The 21,239-nt window shown below is 50.4% G+C and carries 22 protein-coding genes; 10 read left to right on the forward strand and 12 right to left on the reverse strand.

What is annotated here, in order from left to right:
* Positions 1 to 5: 5 nt before the first annotated feature.
* Positions 6 to 1,307: a TolC family outer membrane protein gene (locus tag PCI15_RS15045; RefSeq protein WP_271274628.1), complete on the forward strand. Its 1,302-nt coding sequence runs from the start codon at positions 6 to 8 to the stop codon at positions 1,305 to 1,307.
* Between the two features lie 172 nt (positions 1,308 to 1,479).
* Here PCI15_RS15045 and fabV read toward each other — a convergent pair whose 3' ends face one another.
* The 4 genes from fabV to PCI15_RS15065 all read right to left on the reverse strand — a co-directional run bounded on the left by fabV (position 1,480) and on the right by PCI15_RS15065 (position 5,376).
* A complete protein-coding gene (fabV, locus tag PCI15_RS15050; RefSeq protein ID WP_271270759.1) occupies positions 1,480 to 2,673 on the reverse strand; it encodes an enoyl-ACP reductase FabV in 1,194 nt (397 codons plus the stop codon).
* A 320-nt stretch (positions 2,674 to 2,993) separates the two neighbouring features.
* Positions 2,994 to 3,923 carry an FAD-binding protein gene (locus PCI15_RS15055; protein WP_271270760.1) on the reverse strand — a complete coding sequence of 310 codons (930 nt, stop codon included), beginning with the start codon at positions 3,921 to 3,923 and terminating at the stop codon, positions 2,994 to 2,996.
* Position 3,924: 1 nt separating this feature from the next.
* Positions 3,925 to 4,674 carry an electron transfer flavoprotein subunit beta/FixA family protein gene (locus PCI15_RS15060; RefSeq protein WP_205656880.1) on the reverse strand — a complete coding sequence of 250 codons (750 nt, stop codon included), beginning with the start codon at positions 4,672 to 4,674 and terminating at the stop codon, positions 3,925 to 3,927.
* 441 nt (positions 4,675 to 5,115) lie between these two features.
* On the reverse strand, positions 5,116 to 5,376 hold the full coding sequence (locus PCI15_RS15065; RefSeq protein WP_271270761.1) for a DUF1127 domain-containing protein: 261 nt from the start codon (positions 5,374 to 5,376) through the stop codon (positions 5,116 to 5,118).
* Between the two features lie 159 nt (positions 5,377 to 5,535).
* On the opposite strand from PCI15_RS15065, the gene PCI15_RS15070 reads away from it, so the two are divergent.
* Complete coding sequence (locus tag PCI15_RS15070) at positions 5,536 to 6,471, forward strand: LysR substrate-binding domain-containing protein (RefSeq protein ID WP_271270762.1); 936 nt, start codon at positions 5,536 to 5,538, stop codon at positions 6,469 to 6,471.
* Positions 6,472 to 6,473: 2 nt separating this feature from the next.
* Here PCI15_RS15070 and PCI15_RS15075 read toward each other — a convergent pair whose 3' ends face one another.
* Together PCI15_RS15075 and PCI15_RS15080 are read right to left on the reverse strand one after the other, a co-directional pair.
* Complete coding sequence (locus tag PCI15_RS15075; protein WP_271270763.1) at positions 6,474 to 8,030, reverse strand: methyl-accepting chemotaxis protein; 1,557 nt, start codon at positions 8,028 to 8,030, stop codon at positions 6,474 to 6,476.
* Positions 8,031 to 8,333: 303 nt separating this feature from the next.
* A complete protein-coding gene (locus PCI15_RS15080; protein WP_271270764.1) occupies positions 8,334 to 9,890 on the reverse strand; it encodes a methyl-accepting chemotaxis protein in 1,557 nt (518 codons plus the stop codon).
* 416 nt (positions 9,891 to 10,306) lie between these two features.
* On the opposite strand from PCI15_RS15080, the gene PCI15_RS15085 reads away from it, so the two are divergent.
* The 5 genes from PCI15_RS15085 (at position 10,307) to PCI15_RS15105 (ending at position 14,401) form a co-directional block, all read left to right on the forward strand.
* On the forward strand, positions 10,307 to 11,269 hold the full coding sequence (locus tag PCI15_RS15085; RefSeq protein ID WP_271270765.1) for an ABC transporter substrate-binding protein: 963 nt from the start codon (positions 10,307 to 10,309) through the stop codon (positions 11,267 to 11,269).
* Between the two features lie 16 nt (positions 11,270 to 11,285).
* Positions 11,286 to 12,200 carry an ABC transporter permease gene (locus PCI15_RS15090; RefSeq protein ID WP_271270766.1) on the forward strand — a complete coding sequence of 305 codons (915 nt, stop codon included), beginning with the start codon at positions 11,286 to 11,288 and terminating at the stop codon, positions 12,198 to 12,200.
* Positions 12,197 to 13,000 carry an ABC transporter ATP-binding protein gene (locus PCI15_RS15095; protein ID WP_271270767.1) on the forward strand — a complete coding sequence of 268 codons (804 nt, stop codon included), beginning with the start codon at positions 12,197 to 12,199 and terminating at the stop codon, positions 12,998 to 13,000. Before PCI15_RS15090 ends, PCI15_RS15095 begins: the two co-directional genes overlap by 4 nt.
* Positions 13,001 to 13,126: 126 nt before the next feature.
* Entirely contained in the window at positions 13,127 to 14,008 is an 882-nt protein-coding gene (locus PCI15_RS15100) for an AraC family transcriptional regulator (protein ID WP_271270768.1), read from the forward strand.
* 102 nt (positions 14,009 to 14,110) lie between these two features.
* Positions 14,111 to 14,401, forward strand: coding sequence for a putative quinol monooxygenase (locus PCI15_RS15105; RefSeq protein ID WP_271270769.1), 291 nt, complete (start codon positions 14,111 to 14,113; stop codon positions 14,399 to 14,401).
* Between the two features lie 59 nt (positions 14,402 to 14,460).
* Here the strand turns inward: PCI15_RS15105 and PCI15_RS15110 are convergent, their stop codons facing one another.
* The 3 genes from PCI15_RS15110 to PCI15_RS15120 are packed head-to-tail and all read right to left on the reverse strand — an operon-like array spanning position 14,461 to position 15,546.
* Positions 14,461 to 15,042, reverse strand: a complete 582-nt coding sequence (locus tag PCI15_RS15110) for a GNAT family N-acetyltransferase (RefSeq protein WP_271270770.1) — start codon at positions 15,040 to 15,042, stop codon at positions 14,461 to 14,463.
* Positions 14,984 to 15,301, reverse strand: coding sequence for a CcdB family protein (locus PCI15_RS15115; protein WP_271270771.1), 318 nt, complete (start codon positions 15,299 to 15,301; stop codon positions 14,984 to 14,986). Before PCI15_RS15115 ends, PCI15_RS15110 begins: the two co-directional genes overlap by 59 nt.
* Positions 15,301 to 15,546: a type II toxin-antitoxin system CcdA family antitoxin gene (locus PCI15_RS15120; RefSeq protein WP_271270772.1), complete on the reverse strand. Its 246-nt coding sequence runs from the start codon at positions 15,544 to 15,546 to the stop codon at positions 15,301 to 15,303. Before PCI15_RS15120 ends, PCI15_RS15115 begins: the two co-directional genes overlap by 1 nt.
* Positions 15,547 to 15,790: 244 nt before the next feature.
* Between PCI15_RS15120 and PCI15_RS15125 the strand changes: the two genes are divergently transcribed.
* The 3 genes from PCI15_RS15125 (at position 15,791) to PCI15_RS15135 (ending at position 18,030) form a co-directional block, all read left to right on the forward strand.
* Positions 15,791 to 16,408, forward strand: coding sequence for a LysE family translocator (locus PCI15_RS15125; RefSeq protein ID WP_271270773.1), 618 nt, complete (start codon positions 15,791 to 15,793; stop codon positions 16,406 to 16,408).
* Between the two features lie 23 nt (positions 16,409 to 16,431).
* Complete coding sequence (locus PCI15_RS15130; protein ID WP_271270774.1) at positions 16,432 to 16,719, forward strand: TfoX/Sxy family DNA transformation protein; 288 nt, start codon at positions 16,432 to 16,434, stop codon at positions 16,717 to 16,719.
* A gap of 492 nt (positions 16,720 to 17,211) precedes the next feature.
* Entirely contained in the window at positions 17,212 to 18,030 is an 819-nt protein-coding gene (locus tag PCI15_RS15135; RefSeq protein ID WP_271270775.1) for an AraC family transcriptional regulator, read from the forward strand.
* Positions 18,031 to 18,038: 8 nt separating this feature from the next.
* Here the strand turns inward: PCI15_RS15135 and PCI15_RS15140 are convergent, their stop codons facing one another.
* From PCI15_RS15140 to ectB, 3 genes are read right to left on the reverse strand one after another with little or no spacing between them, the layout of a single operon-like run.
* Positions 18,039 to 18,617, reverse strand: a complete 579-nt coding sequence (locus PCI15_RS15140) for a LysE family translocator (protein ID WP_271270776.1) — start codon at positions 18,615 to 18,617, stop codon at positions 18,039 to 18,041.
* Positions 18,607 to 19,914 carry a SidA/IucD/PvdA family monooxygenase gene (locus PCI15_RS15145; RefSeq protein WP_271270777.1) on the reverse strand — a complete coding sequence of 436 codons (1,308 nt, stop codon included), beginning with the start codon at positions 19,912 to 19,914 and terminating at the stop codon, positions 18,607 to 18,609. Before PCI15_RS15145 ends, PCI15_RS15140 begins: the two co-directional genes overlap by 11 nt.
* Positions 19,915 to 21,210 carry a diaminobutyrate--2-oxoglutarate transaminase gene (gene ectB, locus PCI15_RS15150; protein WP_271270778.1) on the reverse strand — a complete coding sequence of 432 codons (1,296 nt, stop codon included), beginning with the start codon at positions 21,208 to 21,210 and terminating at the stop codon, positions 19,915 to 19,917.
* Positions 21,211 to 21,239 lie beyond the last annotated feature (29 nt).

Genomic DNA, 21,239 nt, shown 5'->3' on the forward strand with positions numbered 1-21,239 from the left:
TGAAAATGGTAACTAATCTTTGCCGCCTGACACTGCTGGCAGGCTGTATTCAGGCCGCTGCAGTACAGGCAGGCAGCCTGGCAGATATCTACCAGCAAGCTTTACAGCATGATCCGCAACTCAAAGCATCTGCATCATCTGCGCTGGCCGGTGCTGAAGCGATCCCGCAGGCGGAAGCAGGCCTGCGACCGACCATCAGCCTGAGTGCCAATGCCAGCCGTAACGACTCTGAGACCCGTAATTTCAATAACAGCGGTTACACTGTCAGCCTGAGCCAGCCAATCTACGACTCGGCAGCCTGGCACGGGGTAAAACGTGGTGAAGCCCTGAGCCACTCAGCCCAGCTGCAATACGATCAGGCTCAACAGAACCTGATCATCCGCAGCGTGGAAAGCTACCTGAACGTATTACGGGCCAAAAACACCCTTGAAACCACCCAAGCAGAAGAACGGGCCATTAAGCGCCGCCTTGATCAGGTCAATGCCCAGTTTGATGTTGGTCTGATTCCGGTCACGGATGTCCATGAAGCACAGGCGTCTTACGACAACGCTAAAGTGGCCCGGATTCTGGCAGAAGGTGAACTGGATAACAGCTTTGAAGCCATCGAACGCCTGTCTGGCCAGAGCTATAATGACGTCGACACACTCAGCGCCAAATACCCGATTGAAAACCTTGAATCGAACGACGCCAAAGCCTGGCTGAGCAAGGCCCGGGACGGCAACCTGTCCCTGCAGGTTGCTGACAGCAATGTTGAAGCCAGCCGTCAGCTGATCCGGGTCAACCGTAGCGGCCACAAGCCAACGGTATCTATCACCGCCAGCCATGATCAGGACAAGGGTAACACCCTGAACGATGACCGTAATGAAACCAACCAGATCGGTCTGACATTCAACCTGCCACTTTACTCCGGCGGTGGCACCAGCTCCCGTGTCAGAGAAGCGGAATACCGGCTGGACGAAGCATTGCAGAACCGCGAAGACGTCTATCAGGGCATCAGACTGGATACCCGCAGCCTGCTGCGCGACCTGTCTACCGACGTCCTGAGCGTTGCTGCCCGCCAGCAAAGCATCCGCTCCAGTGAAACCGCCCTGAAAGCTACCGAAGAAGGTTTCAATGTCGGTACCCGTAACGTTGTAGACGTACTGCAGGCAGAACAGAACCTGTACCGCGCCCAGCGCGACTATGCTGAAGCACGCTTCAACTACGTGCTGAATCTGTTCCGCTTCAAGCAGGTCATCGGTACCCTGAACCCTGAAGACATTCAGGGACTGGATATCTGGATGGTATCCGGCAACGGTCAGGGCTAAAGCGCCAACCGGTAAACACAAAAACGCGCTGACCAGCGCGTTTTTTTATTGCCCTCCCTGCCGGACCTGACTGAAGAACCGCCTCCTGTTGAGGGGATCAGCCTGAAAAACGCCGGCAAACAGACACAAAAAAACGCGCCACAGGGCGCGTTTTTCACAGGCTTTCATGCAATCAGATATCGATTACATCAAACTCAACTTCCGGGCTGACATCTGCTTCATAATCCACACCGTCAACGCCAAAGCCGAACAGCTTCAGGAATTCGTCTTTATAGAGCTGATAATCGGTCAGGTCGAACAGGTTATCGCTGGTCACCTGAGACCACAGCGCCTGACACTGCTGCTGAATGTCATCACGCAGTTCCCAGTCATCCATACGCATGCGGTTTTCATCATCCATCTGACCGGCAGAACCGGCAATCGCCGTCTCAAACAGACGGTAAACCTGATCCATACAGCCTTCATGCACGCCTTCTTCACGCATAATCTTGAAGACCATAGACAGGTACAGCGGCATCACAGGAATTGCAGAGCTGGCCTGAGTAACTACAGACTTCAGTACCGCAACGTTGGCACTGCCACCGGTCTTGCCCAGAGTTTCATTCAGAGCAGCCGCGGCGCGGTCAACGTCTTTCTTCGCCTGACCCAGGGCGCCGTCCCAGTAGATCGGCCAGGTAATTTCAGTACCGATGTAGCTGTACGCAACGGTCTTACAACCTTCAGCCAGCACACCGGCTTCATTCAGCTGATTAATCCACAGTTCCCAGTCTTCACCGCCCATCACCGTCACGGTGTTCGCGATTTCTTCATCCGTGGCCGGCTCAACTTCAGCATCGATAATCACATCTTTGTTGGTATCGATTGCAGTTGAACGGTAAACCTCACCGATCGGCTTCAGGCAGGAACGGATAACTTCACCGGTTTCCGGCATTTTACGGACCGGCGAAGCCAGTGAGTAAACCACCATATCAATCTGACCCAGATCTTCTTTAATCAGATCAATGGTTTTTTGCTTAGCTTCGTTTGAGAACGCATCGCCGTTCAGGCTCTTCGCGTACAGACCCGCTTCATGGGCTTTTTTATCGAAAGCAGCTGCGTTATACCAGCCCGCTGTACCGGTTTTACGCTCAGTAGCCGGCTTTTCAAAGAATACACCTATGGTAGCTGCACCACAGCCAAATGCTGCTGCAATCCGCGAAGACATGCCGTATCCACTGGAGGACCCAACAACCAGGACTCGCTTAGGACCGTTCCCGATCGCACCCTTAGCCTTGGTCAGATCGATCTGCTCCTGGATGTTTTGCTCACAACCGGTTGGGTGAGTGGTGGTACAAATAAAACCGCGAATCTTTGGTTTGATAATCATTAGCTATCCACTTTGGTAAGTGCACGCCGGGCGGGCCCCACTTTCCCGTGGGATGCCCCTAAAACGTACGAAACTTTAAAACAGCGGCTAAAGATACCTGATTTTGCCATTTTAAGGAACCTCTAGCGTGCAATAGCAAGACCCGCTTCTTGCCTGACTGCGTCATTTTCGGATGTACACAAGTGACTGATATCAGGGAAATAAGGTGTTTTTCAGTACCGCATTTCTGGCCGTTAGCAGCCCGCTGACAACAGCCGGAAATGCAGGCAACAAAAAAGCCGCGCGGTCTCCCGGGCGGCTTTTTTTCAGTTCAGCTGTAATTACAGCTTGCTGTCCAGTTCAGGAACAGCTTCGAACAGGTCTGCTACCAGGCCGTAATCGGCAACCTGGAAGATAGGCGCTTCGTCATCTTTGTTGATAGCAACAATGATCTTGGAGTCCTTCATACCTGCCAGGTGCTGGATCGCACCGGAGATACCAACCGCAACGTACAGGTCCGGAGCAACGATTTTACCCGTCTGACCAACCTGCATATCGTTTGGTACGAAACCGGCATCAACCGCAGCACGGGATGCACCAACCGCTGCACCCAGCTTGTCAGCAACAGCATCCAGCATTGCAAAGTTTTCGCCGTTACCCATACCGCGACCACCGGAAACGATGATTTTAGCAGAGGTCAGTTCAGGACGGTCGCTCTGAGCAACTGCGTCGCTGACGAAAGAAGATACACCGGCATCGTGAGCAGCAGAAACCGCTTCAACTGCTGCGCTACCACCTTCAGCAGCGGCTGCTTCGAAAGCAGTACCACGAACAGTGATTACCTTGATAGCATCCAGAGACTTAACAGTCGCGATCGCGTTACCCGCATAGATCGGACGGCCGAAAGTATCGGCGCTGTCGACACGCAGGATGTCAGAGATCTGACCTACGTCCAGCAGCGCAGCAGCGCGTGGCAGAATGTTCTTGGCTTCCGGAGTAGAAGTCGCCACGATGTGCGAGTAACCGGCACCCAGTTCAGCAACCAGCTTAGCAACGTTTTCAGCCAGCTGATTCGCGTAAGCAGCGTTATCAGCAACCAGTACTTTAGAAACGCCTGCTACTTTCGCAGCTTCATCAGCTGCACCCTGACAGCCGCTACCGGCTACCAGTACGTCAATGTCACCACCCACTTGCTGAGCAGCAGTTACCGCGTGCAGGGTAGATGCTTTCAGCGTGGAGTTATCGTGTTCTGCAATGATTAAGGTAGCCATATCAGATCACCTTCGCTTCGTTCTTCAGTTTGTCTACCAGCTCGTCAACGCTCGCCACCTTGATACCAGCCTGACGTTCTTCAGGGGTATCGACACGCAGTACTTCAGAGTGCGCCTTGATAGTTACACCCAGCTCTTCCGGCGTAGTTGTATCCATCGGCTTCTTCTTCGCCTTCATGATGTTCGGCAGAGACGCGTAACGTGGTTCGTTCAGACGCAGGTCGGTTGTAACCAGAGCAGGCATTGCCAGCTCAACGGTCTGCAGACCGCCATCAACTTCACGGGTAACCAGCGCTTTATCACCTTCGATCTTAACTTCAGACGCGAAAGTACCCTGTGCCATACCTGTCAGTGCACCCAGCATCTGACCAGTCTGGTTGTTATCGCTGTCGATCGCCTGCTTACCCATGATAACCAGACCAGGCTGTTCCTGTTCGATTACCTTAGTCAGCAGCTTAGCAACGTTCAAAGATTCCAGAACTTCATCAGTCTGAACCAGAATGCCACGGTCAGCACCCAGCGCCAGAGCGGTACGGATTTGCTCCTGTGCAGCCTGTGGGCCCAGAGACACAACAACAACTTCACTGGCAACACCCGCTTCTTTCAGGCGAACCGCTTCTTCTACAGCGATTTCACAGAAAGGATTCATCGCCATTTTTACATTGGTTAGATCAACATCAGTGTTATCAGACTTTACACGTACCTTTACGTTGTAATCGATAACCCGCTTGACAGTTACCAGTACTTTCATTCGTACACCGTCCCTATCTTAAATTTTGGTTAGTGACCGCTAAAAAAACAATTACCCCGATTGAGCCATCGACACATTAGGGAATCTACTTATTTTACATAGCGCCTTTTAATAAGCAATCACCTTAAAAGGTAATAAGCAATCGCCCGAAATAAGGCTAATAAAAGAAAGCTCATAAAATCGAGAACTTCTTATAAGACAGAGTACAGCCAATTTCAATAAGAAACCTGACTCAGGTCGCATATAGACCAGATACAGGACGACTCTGCACCAGAAACGTCACCGCCCCGCGAGCTGTCTGCTGGGGCGTATTTCAGAGATATTTTTTAATGGGCTGCAAAGCGATCGGAAAACGTCCCCCTGAATAACAAAATACCCTGCCGGAAATCCGCCAGGGTATTGCGCAATTGTAGGAAGCCGGAGCGGCCCCGGATGACATTCTCAGCGCCAGAATGGCTTATCCGCTTCTGCCAGCGCATCCGCCCGGCTCAGACCGAGATCTTTCAGCATTACCGCATCCAGCCCGGCCAGTTGCCGGCGGCTGCGCCAGTTATGTAACCAGTGCTTAAGCTGCAGGGTAATCCGCTTTGTGAATGTCTGAACGCAATCCTGCTGCGCTTCCCGGTTGCTGACAACCTGCTTCAGGCAATCCGCATTCAAATTAAGTTTTTCTGTCTTATAGCATGGATTGTATACGCTCATTATCAGCACTCCTCATACAGGTTATGACCAGTGATTTCGCCCTGTATTTATGTTTTTGTATGGGAGTATTCTTGCCTGCACAGACGGCAGCGACAAACGATTAGTTTTTACATATACTTAAGAAAAACTTAATCATATAACAATCAGGATGTTTCTCAGGTGAACCGATTACCGCCCCTCAAAGCGCTGCAGGCATTTCGCCACGCCGGAGAATGCAGCAGTTTTAAGGCTGCCGCTGAGCAGCTGCATGTCACTCAGGCAGCCATCAGCCAGCAAATCCGCAGCCTGGAAGAACACCTTGAAGTACGCCTGTTTCAGCGTAAAACCCGGGAAGTCAGCCTGACTGCTGAAGGCCAGGCGTTGCTCAGCCACATCAGCAAAGCCTTCCGGCATATCGAAACAGGCATACTGGAGCTCAGTAAGGACCCCTATCCGGATCAGCTTACTCTTAGCGCACTGCCCTCTTTTGCGGCCCGCTGGCTGGTGCCGCGGCTGGGCTTTTTCCAGCAACACGCTGAGGATATCAACATCCGCCTGACGCCCAGCCTGGGGCTGGCGAGCTTTGACGATAAGGCGCTGGATCTGGCCATCCGCTTTGGCACCGGCGACTACCCCGGTCTGGAATCACGCTTATTACTGGAAGACTATTTACTGCCGGTCTGCCACCCGTCGCTGCTCGACCCGAACAAACCTGTCAGGCCTCAGCTGAGCAGCATGCCCATGCTGATTGATCAGGCACCGGATGTGCAATTCATCAGTGCGGAAGTCGAAGAGGCATTAGGGTTTTCCATGGAAAGAAGTAAATCCAAACTCTACGTTTCAGATGCCAACATGCTGGTTGAAGCCCTGCTCAGTGCACAGGGCCTGGCGATGATGCGGTTCAGCCTGGTGTATGAATTACTGCAGCGGGGCCAGTTGGTATGCCCCGCCGCCATAGCGGTAAAATCCGCCTACAGCTTCTTTCTGGTCGCCCCGCCAGCGCATTTTCAGCGCGAGAAAATCATCCGCTTTGAGCACTGGTTAAGAGAAGAGCTGCAGGTTATTGAAGCCGGCTGGCTCGCCTTCAGCCAGCAACAGAACCTGCAGGACCTGTAAGGTTAAACGTTGACACACTGCACCACTTCCCGGGCAGTTGCAGCCAGCGCCTGGCTGGATGAGAACGCCCGCCCGGCGGCATCCTGCGCTCCCTGAGAAGAGTCACGGATACCGTTCAGATTTTCGGTCAGCTCCGTCGCCGCGGCGCTCTGCTCAACCGCGGCTGCAGCAATCATTCCACTCATGTCCGCGATATTGTTCACTGACTGCAGAATCTGCTCGAGCGACTCACCGGCCACCGCAGCATGCTCAACACAGTTTTGTGCCTGGCTCTGCCCCTCAGCCATGGAAGCTGCCACCTGACGGGATTCAGCTGCCAGACGGTCAATGACCCCGTCAATTGTGCGGGTGGTTTCCTGGGTTCGCTGAGCAAGCGTTCTGACTTCATCCGCCACCACCGCAAAGCCCCGTCCCTGATCACCGGCGCGGGCTGCTTCAATCGCCGCATTCAGTGCCAGCAGGTTAGTCTGATCAGCAATGGCGGTGATCTCTCCGGTTGCATCCGCGATCGCCAGCGCCGAGGCACGCAAAGACTCCACCTGTGTCACGGCCTGCTCAACCCGGGCGGCCAGATCCATAATGGATGCCACAGTATCATCCACCACGGTTTTACCCTGCTCAACAATCCGGTTCGTCTGTGCGGTTTCATCGGATGTCCGGGTTGCATTGGCCGCAACCTCTTCAATCGCCTGGGACAATTCTTCAATATGTACCGCAACCCGGTCGATTTCCTCCGCCTGCCGAAGCATCACCTCACTGACGTGTTCAGCAATTTCCAGCGAGTCATTACTGTGGGAATGCACCCGCATGGCTGAATAGCCTACCCGCTCACCGGCGGAACGGATCCGGGCCTGATGCAGTTTATCCGCCAGTTCAATCTGACTGATTTCATTCACCGAACCTATATACATTTCCTGCAGAACCGGACTGTTTATGACCCCTTCCGCCCGGCACTTAAGGTCTTTAATACGTTTCATCACCTGCCAGTTGAGCAACAGTGCAAGCCCGCTGGCCAGCGCACCGCCACCGATCAGTGCAATACTGCTCCAGCCTCCCTGCCAGGCAATCAGCAGCGCCAGCCAGGGTAACAGCACGCCCATAAGGTTCAGCCGGGCCGTCATAGAAAGGTCTGCCATTGACAGCCGGCGCCGGCCTCTGGCAACCCGGCTATAGGTCTCTTCAGCCATGCGCTTGTGCTGTTCAGTGGGTTTACTGCGAACCGACTGATAACCGATACATTCACCCGCCTCAACAATTGGCGTTACATAGGCGTTCACCCAGTAATAGCTGCCATCTTTACAGCGGTTCTTCACAATCCCCATCCAGGGCTTGCCGGCCTGCAGTTTGCTCCACATATCCGCAAACACCGCCGACGGCACATCCGGATGGCGGATTAAATTGTGTGGCTGGCCAATCAGCTCTTCCCGTTCATAACCGCAGATATCCACAAAGGCATCATTCACAAAGGTGATGCGGCCTTTTTTATCCGTTGTTGATACCAGCGGGGTACCTTCCTCACACAACACTTCCTGATCAATAATGGGCTGGTTATTCCTCATGCGTACTTCCCCTGCACTGCTCTATGTCTTTTCGCTCCGGAACCTTATTTTTCACACCAACATATATTTTAAATACATGTTTGCGCGCCAAATATGTAACCCCGAAGTGACGAAAAATTAAACAGCTAAAAGAGCGAAAAGCTGACCCAGATCAGCTTGTACAAAATTTAGCCAGCGCTAATATACTATTGAAATTTATAGTTTTTTGATTTGAATAAAACGGAATCATCAAATACCGGCGATACCCAATACAAACAGGCCCGCACAATGGCGGGCCTGTATTCTGCAACGGTATGCGAACGCTCAGACGTTAACGCTCTGTACAACTTCCTTGGCGGTTGCAGATAACGCCTGACTGGATTCATAAGCCCTGCCGGCGGCATCCTGCGCCCCCAGCGATGAATCTTTTATCCCTGTGAGGTTTTCACTCAGTTCAGTGGCGGCAGCACTTTGTTCAACCGATGCAGCGGCAATCATACTGCTCATATCTGCGATCTTATGCACGGACTGCAGAATACTCTCCAGCGCTTCTCCAGCCTGATTCGCATGGCCAACACAATTTTGTGCCTGGGTCTGACCCACTTCCATGGAACTTGCCACCTGCTGCGACTCTTTTGCCAATCGCTCGATCACGGCATCAATGGTACGCGTGGTATCCTGCGTCCGCTGCGCAAGGGTCCGTACCTCATCCGCAACCACCGCAAAGCCCCGGCCCTGATCACCGGCCCGGGCAGCTTCAATTGCCGCATTCAGTGCCAGCAGATTTGTCTGATCGGCAATGTCCGTAATCACACTGGTTGCTTCTGCGATGTCCAGTGCAGATGAACGTAACGATTCAACCTGAACGACCGCCTGCTCAACCCGGGTAGCCAATTCCATGATCGAACTCACCGTGGTATCAACGACGTCTTTGCCCTGCTCCACAACCTGATTGGTCAGGCTGGTTTCATCGGATGTCCGGGTGGCATTGGCGGCCACTTCTTCAATCGCCTGGGAAAGCTCCTCGATATGCACCGCAACGCGTTCCACTTCGCCAACCTGCCGTTCCATTGCTTCACTGACCTGTTCGGCGATTTCCAGCGAATCGGTACTGTGGGCATGTACCCGCTGAGCGGAATACCCGACCCGCTCACTGGCGGAGCGGATTCTGGCTTCCTGAACCGCTTCCGAAAGGCTGATCTGACTGATTTCGTTCACCGATCCCACATACATTTCCTGTAGCACCGGGCTGTCGATTATCGCTCTGGAACGGCTCTCCAGCGCACGCAGGCGGCCCAGTGAAGACCAGTTCAGACCAATAGCCAGTGCACTTGTCAGCGCACCTGCGACAATCACACCCGGCAGGCTGAAACCGCTCAGGTAGGCCCCTCCCAGCCCCAGCCAGGGAAGTATCAGGCCATAGGTCCCAAGACGGGCGCTGAGTGACAGATTCCGCAGGCTCAGCTGCCGGCCCCCCCTAGCCACACGGGCATAGGTCGCCGTTGCCATCCTTTTATGCTGATCATTAGGTTTGGTACGGACAGACTGATAGCCGATCGTTTCACCGGCTTCCTTGATCGGGGTAACGTAAGCATTTACCCAGTAGTAACCACCATCTTTACAGCGGTTTTTAACAATGCCGATCCAGGGTTTATCCTGTTTCAGTTTGCTCCACATATCCGCAAATACTGCCGGAGGCACATCCGGATGGCGCACCATGTTATGAGGCTGGCCAATTAATTCATCACGGGTGAAACCTGAAATATCCACAAAGGCGTCGTTAACAAACACAATCCGGCCTTTCTTATCGGTGGTGGATACCAGGGGGGTACCTTCTTTGCACAATACTTCGAGATCATGGACTGGCTGATTATTCCTCATGAATACATCCTCTGCGCGGGGTCATTTTTATTGTTATAGATCAGGTATTTCTCAGATTGGCGCACTCACGAAAGATCTGCAGTCAGCATTCGCAGCAACCGGGGAAAGGCTCCTCCTGGGTGATTGATATATTATATATAATGTTTAACCAACCAAACATTAACTGAAAATGAACAAGCACCAGATCTGTATGATAAATCAAGTATTTGCGGCACATTTGAAGCAAATGCGATAAGCCACTAACAGATAAGAAGACACTAATATAGCCCCCTCAAAGGCATGCATTTTTACTTTGAATAGCAATCCGGTTAAGGTAGGCACTTTCTGCGCGACTACGGCTTTTATCAGCCCCGCCAGACACTTCTTTACAATGCTTTAATATAAGCCGCGACCCCGTTAAATTTGGAGTTAACACCATGAAATTCACCACATTTGCCAAGGCTGCTGCTTTGGCAGCCGGCGTATTCTGCACTGCTGCACAGGCAGCTGATCAGACCTACATTGCGACCACCGCTATTGTTGAACACCCGGCACTGGATTCAGTTCGCGCAGGCATTAAAGACAGCCTGATGGAAAACGGCTATAACGAAGAAAACCTTAAGTTTACCTTTGAAAGCGCACAGGGCAGCCCGGCAACTGCCGCTCAGATCGCCCGTAAAATGATCGGTTCAGAACCTGATCTGATCGTTGCCATTGCCACCCCTTCTGCTCAGGCAGCGGTGTCTGCCAGCGAAAATATCCCGGTTATCTTTTCAGTTGTAACTGACCCACTGGGCGCCAAGCTCGTCAGCAATGTTGAACAGCCGGGCGGCAACGTCACCGGTCTGTCTGACATGCTGCCACTGGCACAGCAACTGGAACTGCTGCAGGAAATCATGCCGGGCCTGAAAACTCTGGGTGTGCCATACAACCCGGGTGAGCCAAACGCCGTTTCCAGCGTTGAAGCACTGAAGGTTATTGCCAAAGAAAAAGGCATCAAAATCATTGAAGCCCCGGCCCCTAAATCATCAGATGTGGCCCTGGCCAGCCAAAAGCTGATCGGTAAAGCCGATGCAATTTACTGCCCGATCGATAACACCATTATTTCGGCACTGGAAGCGGTTGTTAAAACCGGTATCGACGGCCAGATCCCGGTATTCGCTGCCGATACTGACTCCGTTGCCCGCGGTGCAATCGCTGCGCTGGGTTTCAACTATTACGATCTGGGTAAACAGACCGGTGAACTGGTTCTGCGTGTTCTGAACGGCGAAAAAGCCGGCGACATCCCGGTTAAGTTTGCTGAAGGGACTAACCTGGCAATCAACCCGAAAATGGCAGCGCGCATGGGTATCGAAATCCCTGCCAGCGTTACCGAACGTGCGACCCAAGTGATCGAGTAAGGAAACAGCCCCTACAATGTCTTTATTTTCATTCATGGGTACCCTGGAGATCGGCCTGATATTCGGGCTGGTCGCCATGGGCGTGTATCTGACGTTCCGGGTGCTGGACTTCCCGGACCTGACGGTAGACGGCAGTTTTACCCTGGGCGCAGCGGTCACCGCTGCCCTGATCGTTTCTGGTATCAACCCTTACCTGTCTACGCTGGCCGGCTGTCTGGCCGGTGCGGCAGCCGGTGTTGTGACCGCCTGGCTTAACCTGCGGTTTAACATTCTGCACCTGCTGGCCAGTATCCTGACCATGACGGCGCTGTACACCATCAACCTGCGGGTGATGGGTAAGCCTAATCTGGCGCTGATCACCGACCCGACAGTACTGACCCCGTTTGAAGGCCTTGGCCTGCCAAATATGTACATGAAGCCGCTTTTCGTGGGCTTCTGTGTCATTGCCGTGGGCATTCTGCTGGCGCTGTTCCTGAAAACCCAGTACGGCCTCGCAATGCGGGCTGTGGGGGCGAACAAACGGATGGCACAGGCCAACGGCATTGTAGTGAAGGAAAAGGTCTACGCAGGCCTCGCTCTGTCGAACGGTCTGGTGGCTCTGGCCGGTGCCCTGTTTGCCCAAACCAACGGTTTTGCTGATTCAACCATGGGTATCGGCACCATCGTTGTAGGTCTGGCGGCGGTAATCGTCGGTGAAACCCTGCTCAGCAGCCGTAAAATGCTGATTATCATCTGCAGCTGCATTGTTGGCTCTATTCTCTACCGGCTCGCCATTGGCTTCGCGCTGAATGCTGACTTCCTGGGCTTTAACGCCTCGGACCTGAACCTGATCACCGCCCTGTTGGTGGGTCTGGCGCTGGTACTGCCACAGCTGCGTAAAGAATGGAAAGCCAAACAGGCCGCAATTAAAGCCAATGGAGGTGACGCATGATCCGCTGTGAACAACTCCGGGTAACCTTTAACGCTGGCCTGCCCACCGAGAAGAAAGCCCTGCGGGGGGTTAATCTTGAAATCCCTCAGGGAGAATTCGTCACGGTTATCGGCTCCAACGGGGCGGGTAAATCCACCCTGCTGAACGCCGTGGCCGGCGACATTCCCGCCAGCGGTGGCAAGATTCTGTTCGGCGATAAAGACGTTACTAAAATCCCGGCAACCGGGCGTACCAAAGAAGTTGCCCGGGTATTTCAGGACCCGCTGGCAGGCACCTGCGCCACCATGACGGTTGAAGAGAACATGGCCCTGGCTTATGGCCGCGGCTCACGGGGCAAGCTGTCATTCGCCCTGAATGACAAACTGCGGCAGATCTTCCGCGAGCAGTTAAGCCGCCTGAACCTGGGGCTGGAGAACCGTCTCGATTCAGAAATGGGGCTGCTGTCAGGCGGACAGCGACAGTCTGTCAGCCTGCTGATGTCTGCGCTTCAGCCAAGCAGCATTCTGTTACTGGACGAGCACACTGCTGCCCTTGATCCGAAGACCGCAGCACTGATTATGGACATCAGCGCGCAGATCATCGCAGAAAAGCAGCTCACGGTTATGATGGTCACCCACTCTATGCGACAGGCACTGGATTTCGGCAGCCGTACCCTGATGCTGCATGAAGGCAAAATTGTCTTTGACCTTTCCGGTGAAGACCGCGGCAATTATGAAGTCAGCGACCTGCTTGAACTGTTCGCCAAAGCCCGTGGCGGTGATGAAGCACTGGACGATGACAAACTGCTGCTCGGCAGTTAACGTTCATCGCTGAAAGCTGATAGAGTAAACCGCGATCAAACCCTGAACGCCCCGGTCTGCCGGGGCGTTTTATTTTACGTGAGAATAACATCGCTGAGATAGTATTTACCGGCAGGGACAGGACGTATGGCAACCATCTTTCAGCATACTCAGACGAATATTCTGGTGATTCCTCAGGCCCTGTTTGATATGCAGGATATCCGGGTAATCAGCCACCATCAGAACTCAGCCATCCTGCATAAATCCCTGCAGCAGGATCTGACCGACATTGAGTTTTATACCAACACTCCCTGCCTTATCTACATTGAAAATGGCCGCGAAGTCATCACCGGCAGTGATAACAAAACCACCGAACTGCTGGCAGGCGATGCGGTATTTATTCCTCAGGGTTTGAACCTGCATTCCGATTTCGTCAGACAGACCGAATCCCTGAAAGCTTATCTGGTGTTCTTTGATGACCGTATCATCCACAGTTTCCTGAGTCAGACACAGTACCGTAACAGTGAAAGCAGTACCCAACCGGCCCTGTGTGTATTAGCCGACAATCCCCATTTAGAAGCTTTTTTCACCTCACTTCACAGCCATATCGGCGAACCGGGTTACCTCAGTGCCAAACTCCACGAACTGTTATATCTGCTGACCGACAACCATGATAAGGCCACTCTGTTCACCAGCCTGTCAGCCGTCAGTACCGCCCCTCCAAAGCGTAATCTGACGCGCCTGCTCAGCCAGCAGGACATCATCCGCTTAAGTGTCAGTGATCTTGCCAGCCTGTCCGGCAGAAGCCTGTCCAGCTTCAACCGTGACTTTAAGCAAATCTATAACATGCCACCGAAACAATGGTTGCAGGAAAAACGTCTCAGCTGCGCAAAAGATTTACTGGAACAACAGGAAATGTCAGTGACAGACACCGCCCTGAACGTCGGCTATGACAATGTGTCTAACTTTATCCGGGCATTCAAGCGCCAGTACGGAACGACGCCTAAACAACACAAAGCCACAAATTAAATACTCACCTGACCGAAAAAGGATAATTTTGGCAGATCTTAAGCAGTTCCCTTTCATCTGTCTGGTTAAAGTGCTTATAACTTAAATCAACAGGAGAAAACCATGACTGTCAGAGTCACGCTTAACTGCGCCATCAAACCTGAAAAATACCCGGAACTGGAGACGTTTCTTGCAGCAAACCTGCCGGGCGTACGGGAATTTCAGGGTAACCTTCAGGTTAAAGTGCTGATAAACGCTGAACATACAGAAATACTGCTGGACGAAGAATGGCACTCGGTTGAAAGCCATCAGGCCTATCTTGAATTCATCAAGAACAACGGTGTACTGGCTCAGTTACAGGCCTTCCTGAAGGCCCCGCCAGATATAGGTTACTTCCAGGCTCTGGCAATCTGAGCAATCAATAAACCTGAACCAAACGCCCCGCACCTACGGGGTGTTTTTGCATCTGCCAGTTACCGGTTAAAAAGATAGTGATAAAAATGCGAACCTTCGTCCGCCACTGGCTGACGAATGAAATTTAGCTTTTTGAGCAAGCCTGCAGATGCCACATTCGCCGGATCAACTCCGGCAATGAGTACTTCCCAGGCAGTTTCCTCCCCGGCATAGTCGATAAACCCGGTGAGCATTTCACTGGCCAGCCCTTTGCCCCATTCCGACTCTTTAAGAAGATAGCCAAGATGCACATTGGAGGCGTCTGAACCGTACACAAATATAAACCCTGCCAAATCAGGAGATTGTTGATGCGCAACGGTAAACAACCGGCTTTCGGCCAGCATTCTTTCAAGCCATTCACCTGCCGTTTGCGAAGTGTTTATCCCGTGAAAATAATCCGGCAGATTCTCTGCAACCGCCGGGGTAAGTACACTGATGACCTGATTTAAAAAAGCCCTTTCACCTGCTTCAGTGTCAGCAGCAACAAATTCGCTCACCGTCAGGCGCTCTGTTTCAAAAAGACAATTCACAGCCTGACCTCCGCTAAATCCCTGATATGGCAAAATCAACCGCAGCCAGTATCTCCAGCCGCAAATGCTCAAGTGTTCCCAACGGTTGCCGGAGAATTTTTTCTGACACTGATGATAACTGAGGCGTTAGCAACAGATATGAAATACCTTCGTAAGTGATTTCCGGGGTTAACCTGTTAAGCGGCTTCTCGCTGAAATGCTCGCTATACCCCATAGGAATCACGATTCGGGTATTCAGATCATTAAGGACATTACTTTGCACATCCACCAGAAACGGAAAACGCTTCCTGCTCTGTTCAGACGGATTAAGGTAAACATCGAACTGCGCCATCAAAACTCCCTGAATTCATCTCCGAAACATCCGTGTTCGTCAACGACAGCATTATATACCTGAATCGCCTTTTGGTTTTCATCCCGCCAGCAATCAGCCTCAGCCAGCGCCAACTGCTCACGTAATGCCTTTTCCAGCGTGGCTGATAAGTTAATATTTAACGCCCGGGACTTTTCCAGCAAATCACTGTTAATGCTCAGATTAGTCGCTTTCTTCCGCGCTAACTCGTCATATAAAGGCTGCATAGGCTTTCCCTTTGGCTACTTTAAGAGTGACTTAAAAGTTACTTATAAGTAAACATTATGCGCACAGACATGCGCATTACAATAGCACCCTGCAGGCAAAGCCTGCCTTTCCTGATAAACACTCCCAAACACCGGTAACTTTTGTTCTGCATCCATCCGGCTTAATGGTATCTTGAAAACAGTTCTGCCGAATCCTTCAACGTCAGGGCTTACAACACACCGACAAACCAGGGACGACCTCATAATGCAACCTGATACATGGCTCGCCTATGCACTTGCCTGCACCCTTCTTTCACTGATTCCTGGCCCCAGTGTTTTACTCACCACAGGGGTTGCCCTGACCAGAAGCCTGAGCGCGGCGTTCATGTGCATTGCCGGTGGCACAGTTGGCAGCGCGATTCTGATTATCTTATCCCTGTTGGGTGTCAGTGCTATTCTTGAAACTTCAGCGATGTTATTTATGGCGGTGAAATGGGCTGGGGTTATCTACCTGGCATATCTTGGTATTAGCCAGATAAAACAGGCAAGACAGACTGAAGTAACGGCCGCAGCAGCTTCTGATACAGCCGTAAAAAACAGTTTTGTATCCGGTTTCTTCACTGCATTGCTAAATCCGAAATCAATTGTATTTTACATGGCGTTTCTCAGTCAGTTTTTCGATCCTTCCGGGAATCACTTGTTACAATATTCCGTACTGATACTGACAGCACTTGCCTCTGCCGCGCTGGTATTAACCGGCTACGCACTGCTTGCAACCAGCGCAAAAGCCCTGTTAGCTAACAAACAAGCACAACGTAAAATAAACTACTTAAGTGGCGGCTTCTATCTGAGCAGCAGCGCTATAATGGCCGCTACAAAATAACGTTTAAGGCACTGATAACACCCATGGACTCCCCCTACCCTAAAGCGCTCAAACGGCTCCGCGACCTGAATGGCTTCGGCCCCCGCAGTGAAGAAATACTGGCAGAGGTGGATATTCATACGGTTGAAGAATTCATGGCCACCGACCCTTACGAGCTCTACGCCAGAATCAAACCGATGAAAGGCATGGGCATGAATTCGATTTACGCCATTATAGGTGCACGGGAAAACCAGCACTGGCTGGATGTGGCCAAAACCCGTAAAACAGAAATTCTGATGCGGCTGGATGATCTGGGGCTGGCGCCTAAGTAGGCAGTAACAGAGTTGGCTGGAATCAGACCCTGCAACTGTTTTGTCAGTACGCTCCAACCGCAGCCAAAAGCAGACATCTGGGGTTTACCCTGATTCTCTGGACTACCCGTTAAGGGCGGTTATACCAGCGCTGCGTAACAGATAGGCAACATCGTTATTTGCGGTAAGGATGACAACAGTTATCAGGCCCAGGGGAATGAGGCCCAGCGCTGATTCCGGTGATGCCATAAAATGAGTGACTCCATACCTTCCGGAACAGTCTTTTTTTCGGGTTTGGCGACACTCAGAACCGTATTCACGGTCAGCAAAGAATTACCCAGTCTTTTCTTCACTGGCTATTGGCGTCAAAAAGATAAAGTATTTTCATTCTCATGCAGGATCAGTATAGTTCTGTACTCCATGGTCATAAATTCGCTGTATAAAGAGAAAACGGACTGTCCGCCACAATAATATAATTAACATTAGCGATAAAAATTAATCAGGTGAAACGCGATGGAATGCATATCAAAAGCATGGAAGCCTCATGATTTCAAAGATATTTCTTTATTTAAAGCCTCTTTTAAACAGTTTCAGTACACTAAACACTGGCACGATGAACTGGCGATCGGCATCATTCTCGAAGGGACGGAAGGTATAGATTATTGTGGAAATAAACTGACCACCGGCAAGGGAGAAGTTATTGCACTGAATCCCTCTGAGGTTCATACCGGATTCACCTGTGATGAACAGGGCTGGAGCTACCGGATGTTCTATTTCGACATGGATTTTCTGGCAGACACGCTCGACAGTATTCATTATAAAGGGCAGCCCTTTATTGAACACCCCATCATTTCAGACAAATACATATATAAAGCGCTGATACAGCTACACCAGTCATTTGAAAACACCTGCTTTACCCTATCCAGAGAAACACTATTGCTGGAAACATTACAGAGCCTGTATTCCAGATACGGCAGTAATAAAAACAGGTCGGGCAAATATAATTTTGATTCTTATAAGAACGCGCAGGTACGGCAGTTTTTACATGATGATTTTGCGCAGAATATTTCACTGGATGATCTATGCCAACTGACCGGGATGAAAAAACATCAGATAATACGTAACTTTAAATCAGAGTTTAATATCACACCTCATCAGTACATGATTATTACCAAGATAAATCAGGTAAAGAAGCTGCTCGATCAGAACGAGAACATCACCGAAGCGTCTTTAAAATGCGGCTTTTTCGACCTGAGTCATATGAGCAGAAATTTTAAAAAAGTATTCGGTGTGTCCCCGGGTATCTATAAAAACGGTCTTAGCTACTCTTAAATACTGAATCAGTAAACGAAAAAGTAAACCGCTGTCAGCAACATCAGCAACGAACCTGTTTTCGATATATTGCGCTCAGAGGTATCACTGATACTGTTTGCGATCCCGCCCATAATCACCCACAGGCTATTCAGCACGATGCCCACAATCAGGGTAACAATACAAATCGTCAGTAAATCAACCGTTGCATGAAACGTGGAAATTACGCCCAGTGCTATCACCCATATTTTGGGATTAAAGACCTGAAAGAAGAACATATTCAACGCCGGCAGAGTCACTTCATCCCGCTTTTCTGTTGCGACAGTTTCATTCTTCGGCCACATGGAGTAAGCCATATAGATCAGAAAAGTGAAGGCAACCCAAACCAGATATTCTTCGATGACGGGTATCCATTTACTGAGGTATGACGCCCCCAGATATGCCGCGAACACAATGCCGGTTACCCCGGCATTAATCGCCAGCAATAAAGGAAGGGTTCTGCGGTATCCCCGGCCCAGGCCGGAAGCAAACAACACGATGTTATTTGGCCCCGGCGTACCGATCACCGACGTTAGCATTGCGATCAGTGCTACCAGCTCATACTGCACAGCTTAGTTCCTCTTCCGGCACAGTCTTTTCCAGTATTTTTGTTGCAATGGTAGCTGAACGTAATGACGCAAGACTAAGTGATCCGGCATCCCCCATTCCGTGACTGCTTTCACTGAGGCCGTTCAGGAAGATACGACAAGCTGAACTTTTCACTGTTTCCAGTTCGTAGGCACCGGTAATGGACACACTGTTGTCTTTTATCTCCAACAACTGAATTACGTTGGAAAGCAGTGGCGGAATGTTAATTTCTCCGGCAGCACTGCCATAGTTAACAAAGCCGGTCGCAATCACTACGCCGTCAAACACTTCAGAGTAAGATGAACCTTCCATGTTATTGTCAATATCAATGATGACATTTGCCCCGTCCACACTCACCTGTGTTATATCGCTTAACCGGTGCATTTTGATTCTGTTACAGCCACGCAGCTGATCATGATAAATTTGTCGGTAAACCTCCTCAATGACATCCATATCTGCAGCGCCATAATTGGTTCGGTAAACATCCTGATCAATACGTTTTTTCAGATCGCTGTCAGCCCGGTAATACAGGTCAGTAAATTCTGGGAAATAAATTTCACTCATAAAAGGGCTGGTATCCTTCAGCGGAAAGGCAAACCGGCGCATGATTATATGAACCTCTAAATCTTCATACTCTTTTGTTGTATGCAGAAGAAGCTCAGCAGCTGTCTGACTGCTGCCGACAATCGCAATTTTTCTGGCACCTTTGTTATAAAGACTTTTAACAGAGCTTTTATAACGGGTGAAATGAAAAACATTCTCCCCCAGGTGGGGACGAAACACCTCAGGTATACTTGGTTCCCGGCCATGCCCAAGGACAACATTTCTGGTGTGCCACTCTTCACCGTTTGAAGAGGAAACTTTAAAGATATCAGCACCTTCTACATATTCAATGCTATCAATGTTAACCCCTGTTTGTGTCTGTGCAGATAATTCATCTGCGCACCACTTAATATACTTTGCGTATTCAGGCCGCATTGGCATCATCAGGTCCATATTCAGGTGTTGAAACAGCCTGCCCTGCTCATGCAGGTAATTCATAAATGTATATCTGCTGCGAGGGCTTCTCGGAGTTGCCAAATCCCGGTGTGGAATATTCTGAATATTGGAATGAATATCCAGAGCGTTTTCAAACAACATTTCTTCCTGCCAGACAAAATTATTTCTCTTTTCAAGAAATAACGCTTTCACATCCGGTTGTTCTTCTTCCAAAAATGCGGCTAAAGAAATATTTGCCGGTCCAAAACCGATACCGATTAAATCATATGTATTTTTCATTTATGCAACCACTTCCTGTAAAACTGAGTTATTACCAACACGCTGATATTTTTTTGCCAGCATATGCTCAACCGAGCGCTGAACAGTATTAATAGCCTGATCAATTTCTTCCCTGCTGACGTTAAGTGCCGGTAAAAATTTAAGTACTTCATCAAAAGGGCCGCAGCGTTCAACAATGAGTTTATTTTCAAAACAATACTTCTGAACCTGATGAGCATCTTCTGAGTTATACAAATCGATCCCCAGCATCATCCCTTTACCTTTAAAGCCCAGGGTGTAGGTATCGCAAAGCGTTTGTACTTTATTTTCTAAATAGAGGGCATTGGTACGGAACCGCTGTAAAACTGACGCATCAGACCAGTACTTTTTTAATGCTGCGGTTGCGGTTACAAATGCGTGATTATTGCCTCTGAATGTGCCGTTATGTTCGGCAGGAGACCAGCTGTCGTAAACAGGATTGATCAGCACCAGTGACATAGGCAGGCCAAAACCTGAGATCGATTTTGCCAGTGTGACGATATCAGGCCGGATGTCGGCAAATTCAAAACTGAAAAAGTCGCCGGAACGGCCACATCCTGCCTGAATGTCATCAACAATCAGCAGGCATCCGAGTGCATCTGCTAAATGGCGTATTTTTTTAAGCCAGTCAGCTGAAGCAACGTTTAGTCCCCCTTCGCCCTGTATACATTCCACGACGATTGCCGCCGGAGCATCAATGCCGCTGGAGGGGTCCCCCACCGCCGTGCGAACATAGTCCAGAAATATGGCTGCATCAGCCGCATTATAGTTATCGTAAGGGAGCCGTAGCACGCTGGGGAGTTGGTTATGCTGAGAACCACGGTTAAATTTGTTACCGGTTAGCGATAACGCACCGAGGCTACAGCCATGAAATCCGTTAGTGAAAGTAATTACGTCACTGCGACCAGTGACTTTTTTAGCCAGTTTAACCGCCGCTTCAATTGCATTTGCACCTGTCGGCCCGGTGAACTGAACCTTATATTGCAGGTTTCTCGGTTTCAGTATCAGTTGATTGAATGCAAACAAGAAGTCCGTCTTCGCGGTTGAATAAAAGTCCAGACTCATGGCGACACCATCCGAACCTATATATTCTAAAAGCTGTTGTTTTAAATCAGGATCGTTATGGCCATAATTTAAGCTGCCGCAGCCCATTAGAAAATCCAGATATTCAACGCCACCTGAATCCTTAACAATTGAACCTTTCGCTTCTTTTAGCTCTATCGGAAAGGAACGGCAATATCCTCTCACAACAGATTCAACCTCTTTGTATAGATACATGTCTAACGTAATCCCTCAGTCACTTAGAT

It is taken from the genome of Aliamphritea hakodatensis (assembly GCF_024347195.1).
GTDB classification, from domain to species: Bacteria; Pseudomonadota; Gammaproteobacteria; order Pseudomonadales; family Balneatricaceae; genus Amphritea; species Amphritea hakodatensis.

Bases quoted from the DNA above. Each gene is read 5' to 3' on its own strand.
- PCI15_RS15045 (WP_271274628.1), top strand. From the start codon at position 6: ATGGTAACTAATCTTTGCCGCCTGACACTGCTGGCAGGCTGTATTCAG.
- fabV (WP_271270759.1), bottom strand. From the start codon at position 2,673: ATGATTATCAAACCAAAGATTCGCGGTTTTATTTGTACCACCACTCAC.
- PCI15_RS15055 (WP_271270760.1), bottom strand. From the start codon at position 3,923: ATGGCTACCTTAATCATTGCAGAACACGATAACTCCACGCTGAAAGCA.
- PCI15_RS15060 (WP_205656880.1), bottom strand. From the start codon at position 4,674: ATGAAAGTACTGGTAACTGTCAAGCGGGTTATCGATTACAACGTAAAG.
- PCI15_RS15065 (WP_271270761.1), bottom strand. From the start codon at position 5,376: ATGAGCGTATACAATCCATGCTATAAGACAGAAAAACTTAATTTGAAT.
- PCI15_RS15075 (WP_271270763.1), bottom strand. From the start codon at position 8,030: ATGAGGAATAACCAGCCCATTATTGATCAGGAAGTGTTGTGTGAGGAA.
- PCI15_RS15080 (WP_271270764.1), bottom strand. From the start codon at position 9,890: ATGAGGAATAATCAGCCAGTCCATGATCTCGAAGTATTGTGCAAAGAA.
- PCI15_RS15085 (WP_271270765.1), top strand. From the start codon at position 10,307: ATGAAATTCACCACATTTGCCAAGGCTGCTGCTTTGGCAGCCGGCGTA.
- PCI15_RS15090 (WP_271270766.1), top strand. From the start codon at position 11,286: ATGTCTTTATTTTCATTCATGGGTACCCTGGAGATCGGCCTGATATTC.
- PCI15_RS15095 (WP_271270767.1), top strand. From the start codon at position 12,197: ATGATCCGCTGTGAACAACTCCGGGTAACCTTTAACGCTGGCCTGCCC.
- PCI15_RS15100 (WP_271270768.1), top strand. From the start codon at position 13,127: ATGGCAACCATCTTTCAGCATACTCAGACGAATATTCTGGTGATTCCT.
- PCI15_RS15105 (WP_271270769.1), top strand. From the start codon at position 14,111: ATGACTGTCAGAGTCACGCTTAACTGCGCCATCAAACCTGAAAAATAC.
- PCI15_RS15115 (WP_271270771.1), bottom strand. From the start codon at position 15,301: ATGGCGCAGTTCGATGTTTACCTTAATCCGTCTGAACAGAGCAGGAAG.
- PCI15_RS15120 (WP_271270772.1), bottom strand. From the start codon at position 15,546: ATGCAGCCTTTATATGACGAGTTAGCGCGGAAGAAAGCGACTAATCTG.
- PCI15_RS15125 (WP_271270773.1), top strand. From the start codon at position 15,791: ATGCAACCTGATACATGGCTCGCCTATGCACTTGCCTGCACCCTTCTT.
- PCI15_RS15130 (WP_271270774.1), top strand. From the start codon at position 16,432: ATGGACTCCCCCTACCCTAAAGCGCTCAAACGGCTCCGCGACCTGAAT.
- PCI15_RS15135 (WP_271270775.1), top strand. From the start codon at position 17,212: ATGGAATGCATATCAAAAGCATGGAAGCCTCATGATTTCAAAGATATT.
- PCI15_RS15145 (WP_271270777.1), bottom strand. From the start codon at position 19,914: ATGAAAAATACATATGATTTAATCGGTATCGGTTTTGGACCGGCAAAT.
- ectB (WP_271270778.1), bottom strand. From the start codon at position 21,210: ATGTATCTATACAAAGAGGTTGAATCTGTTGTGAGAGGATATTGCCGT.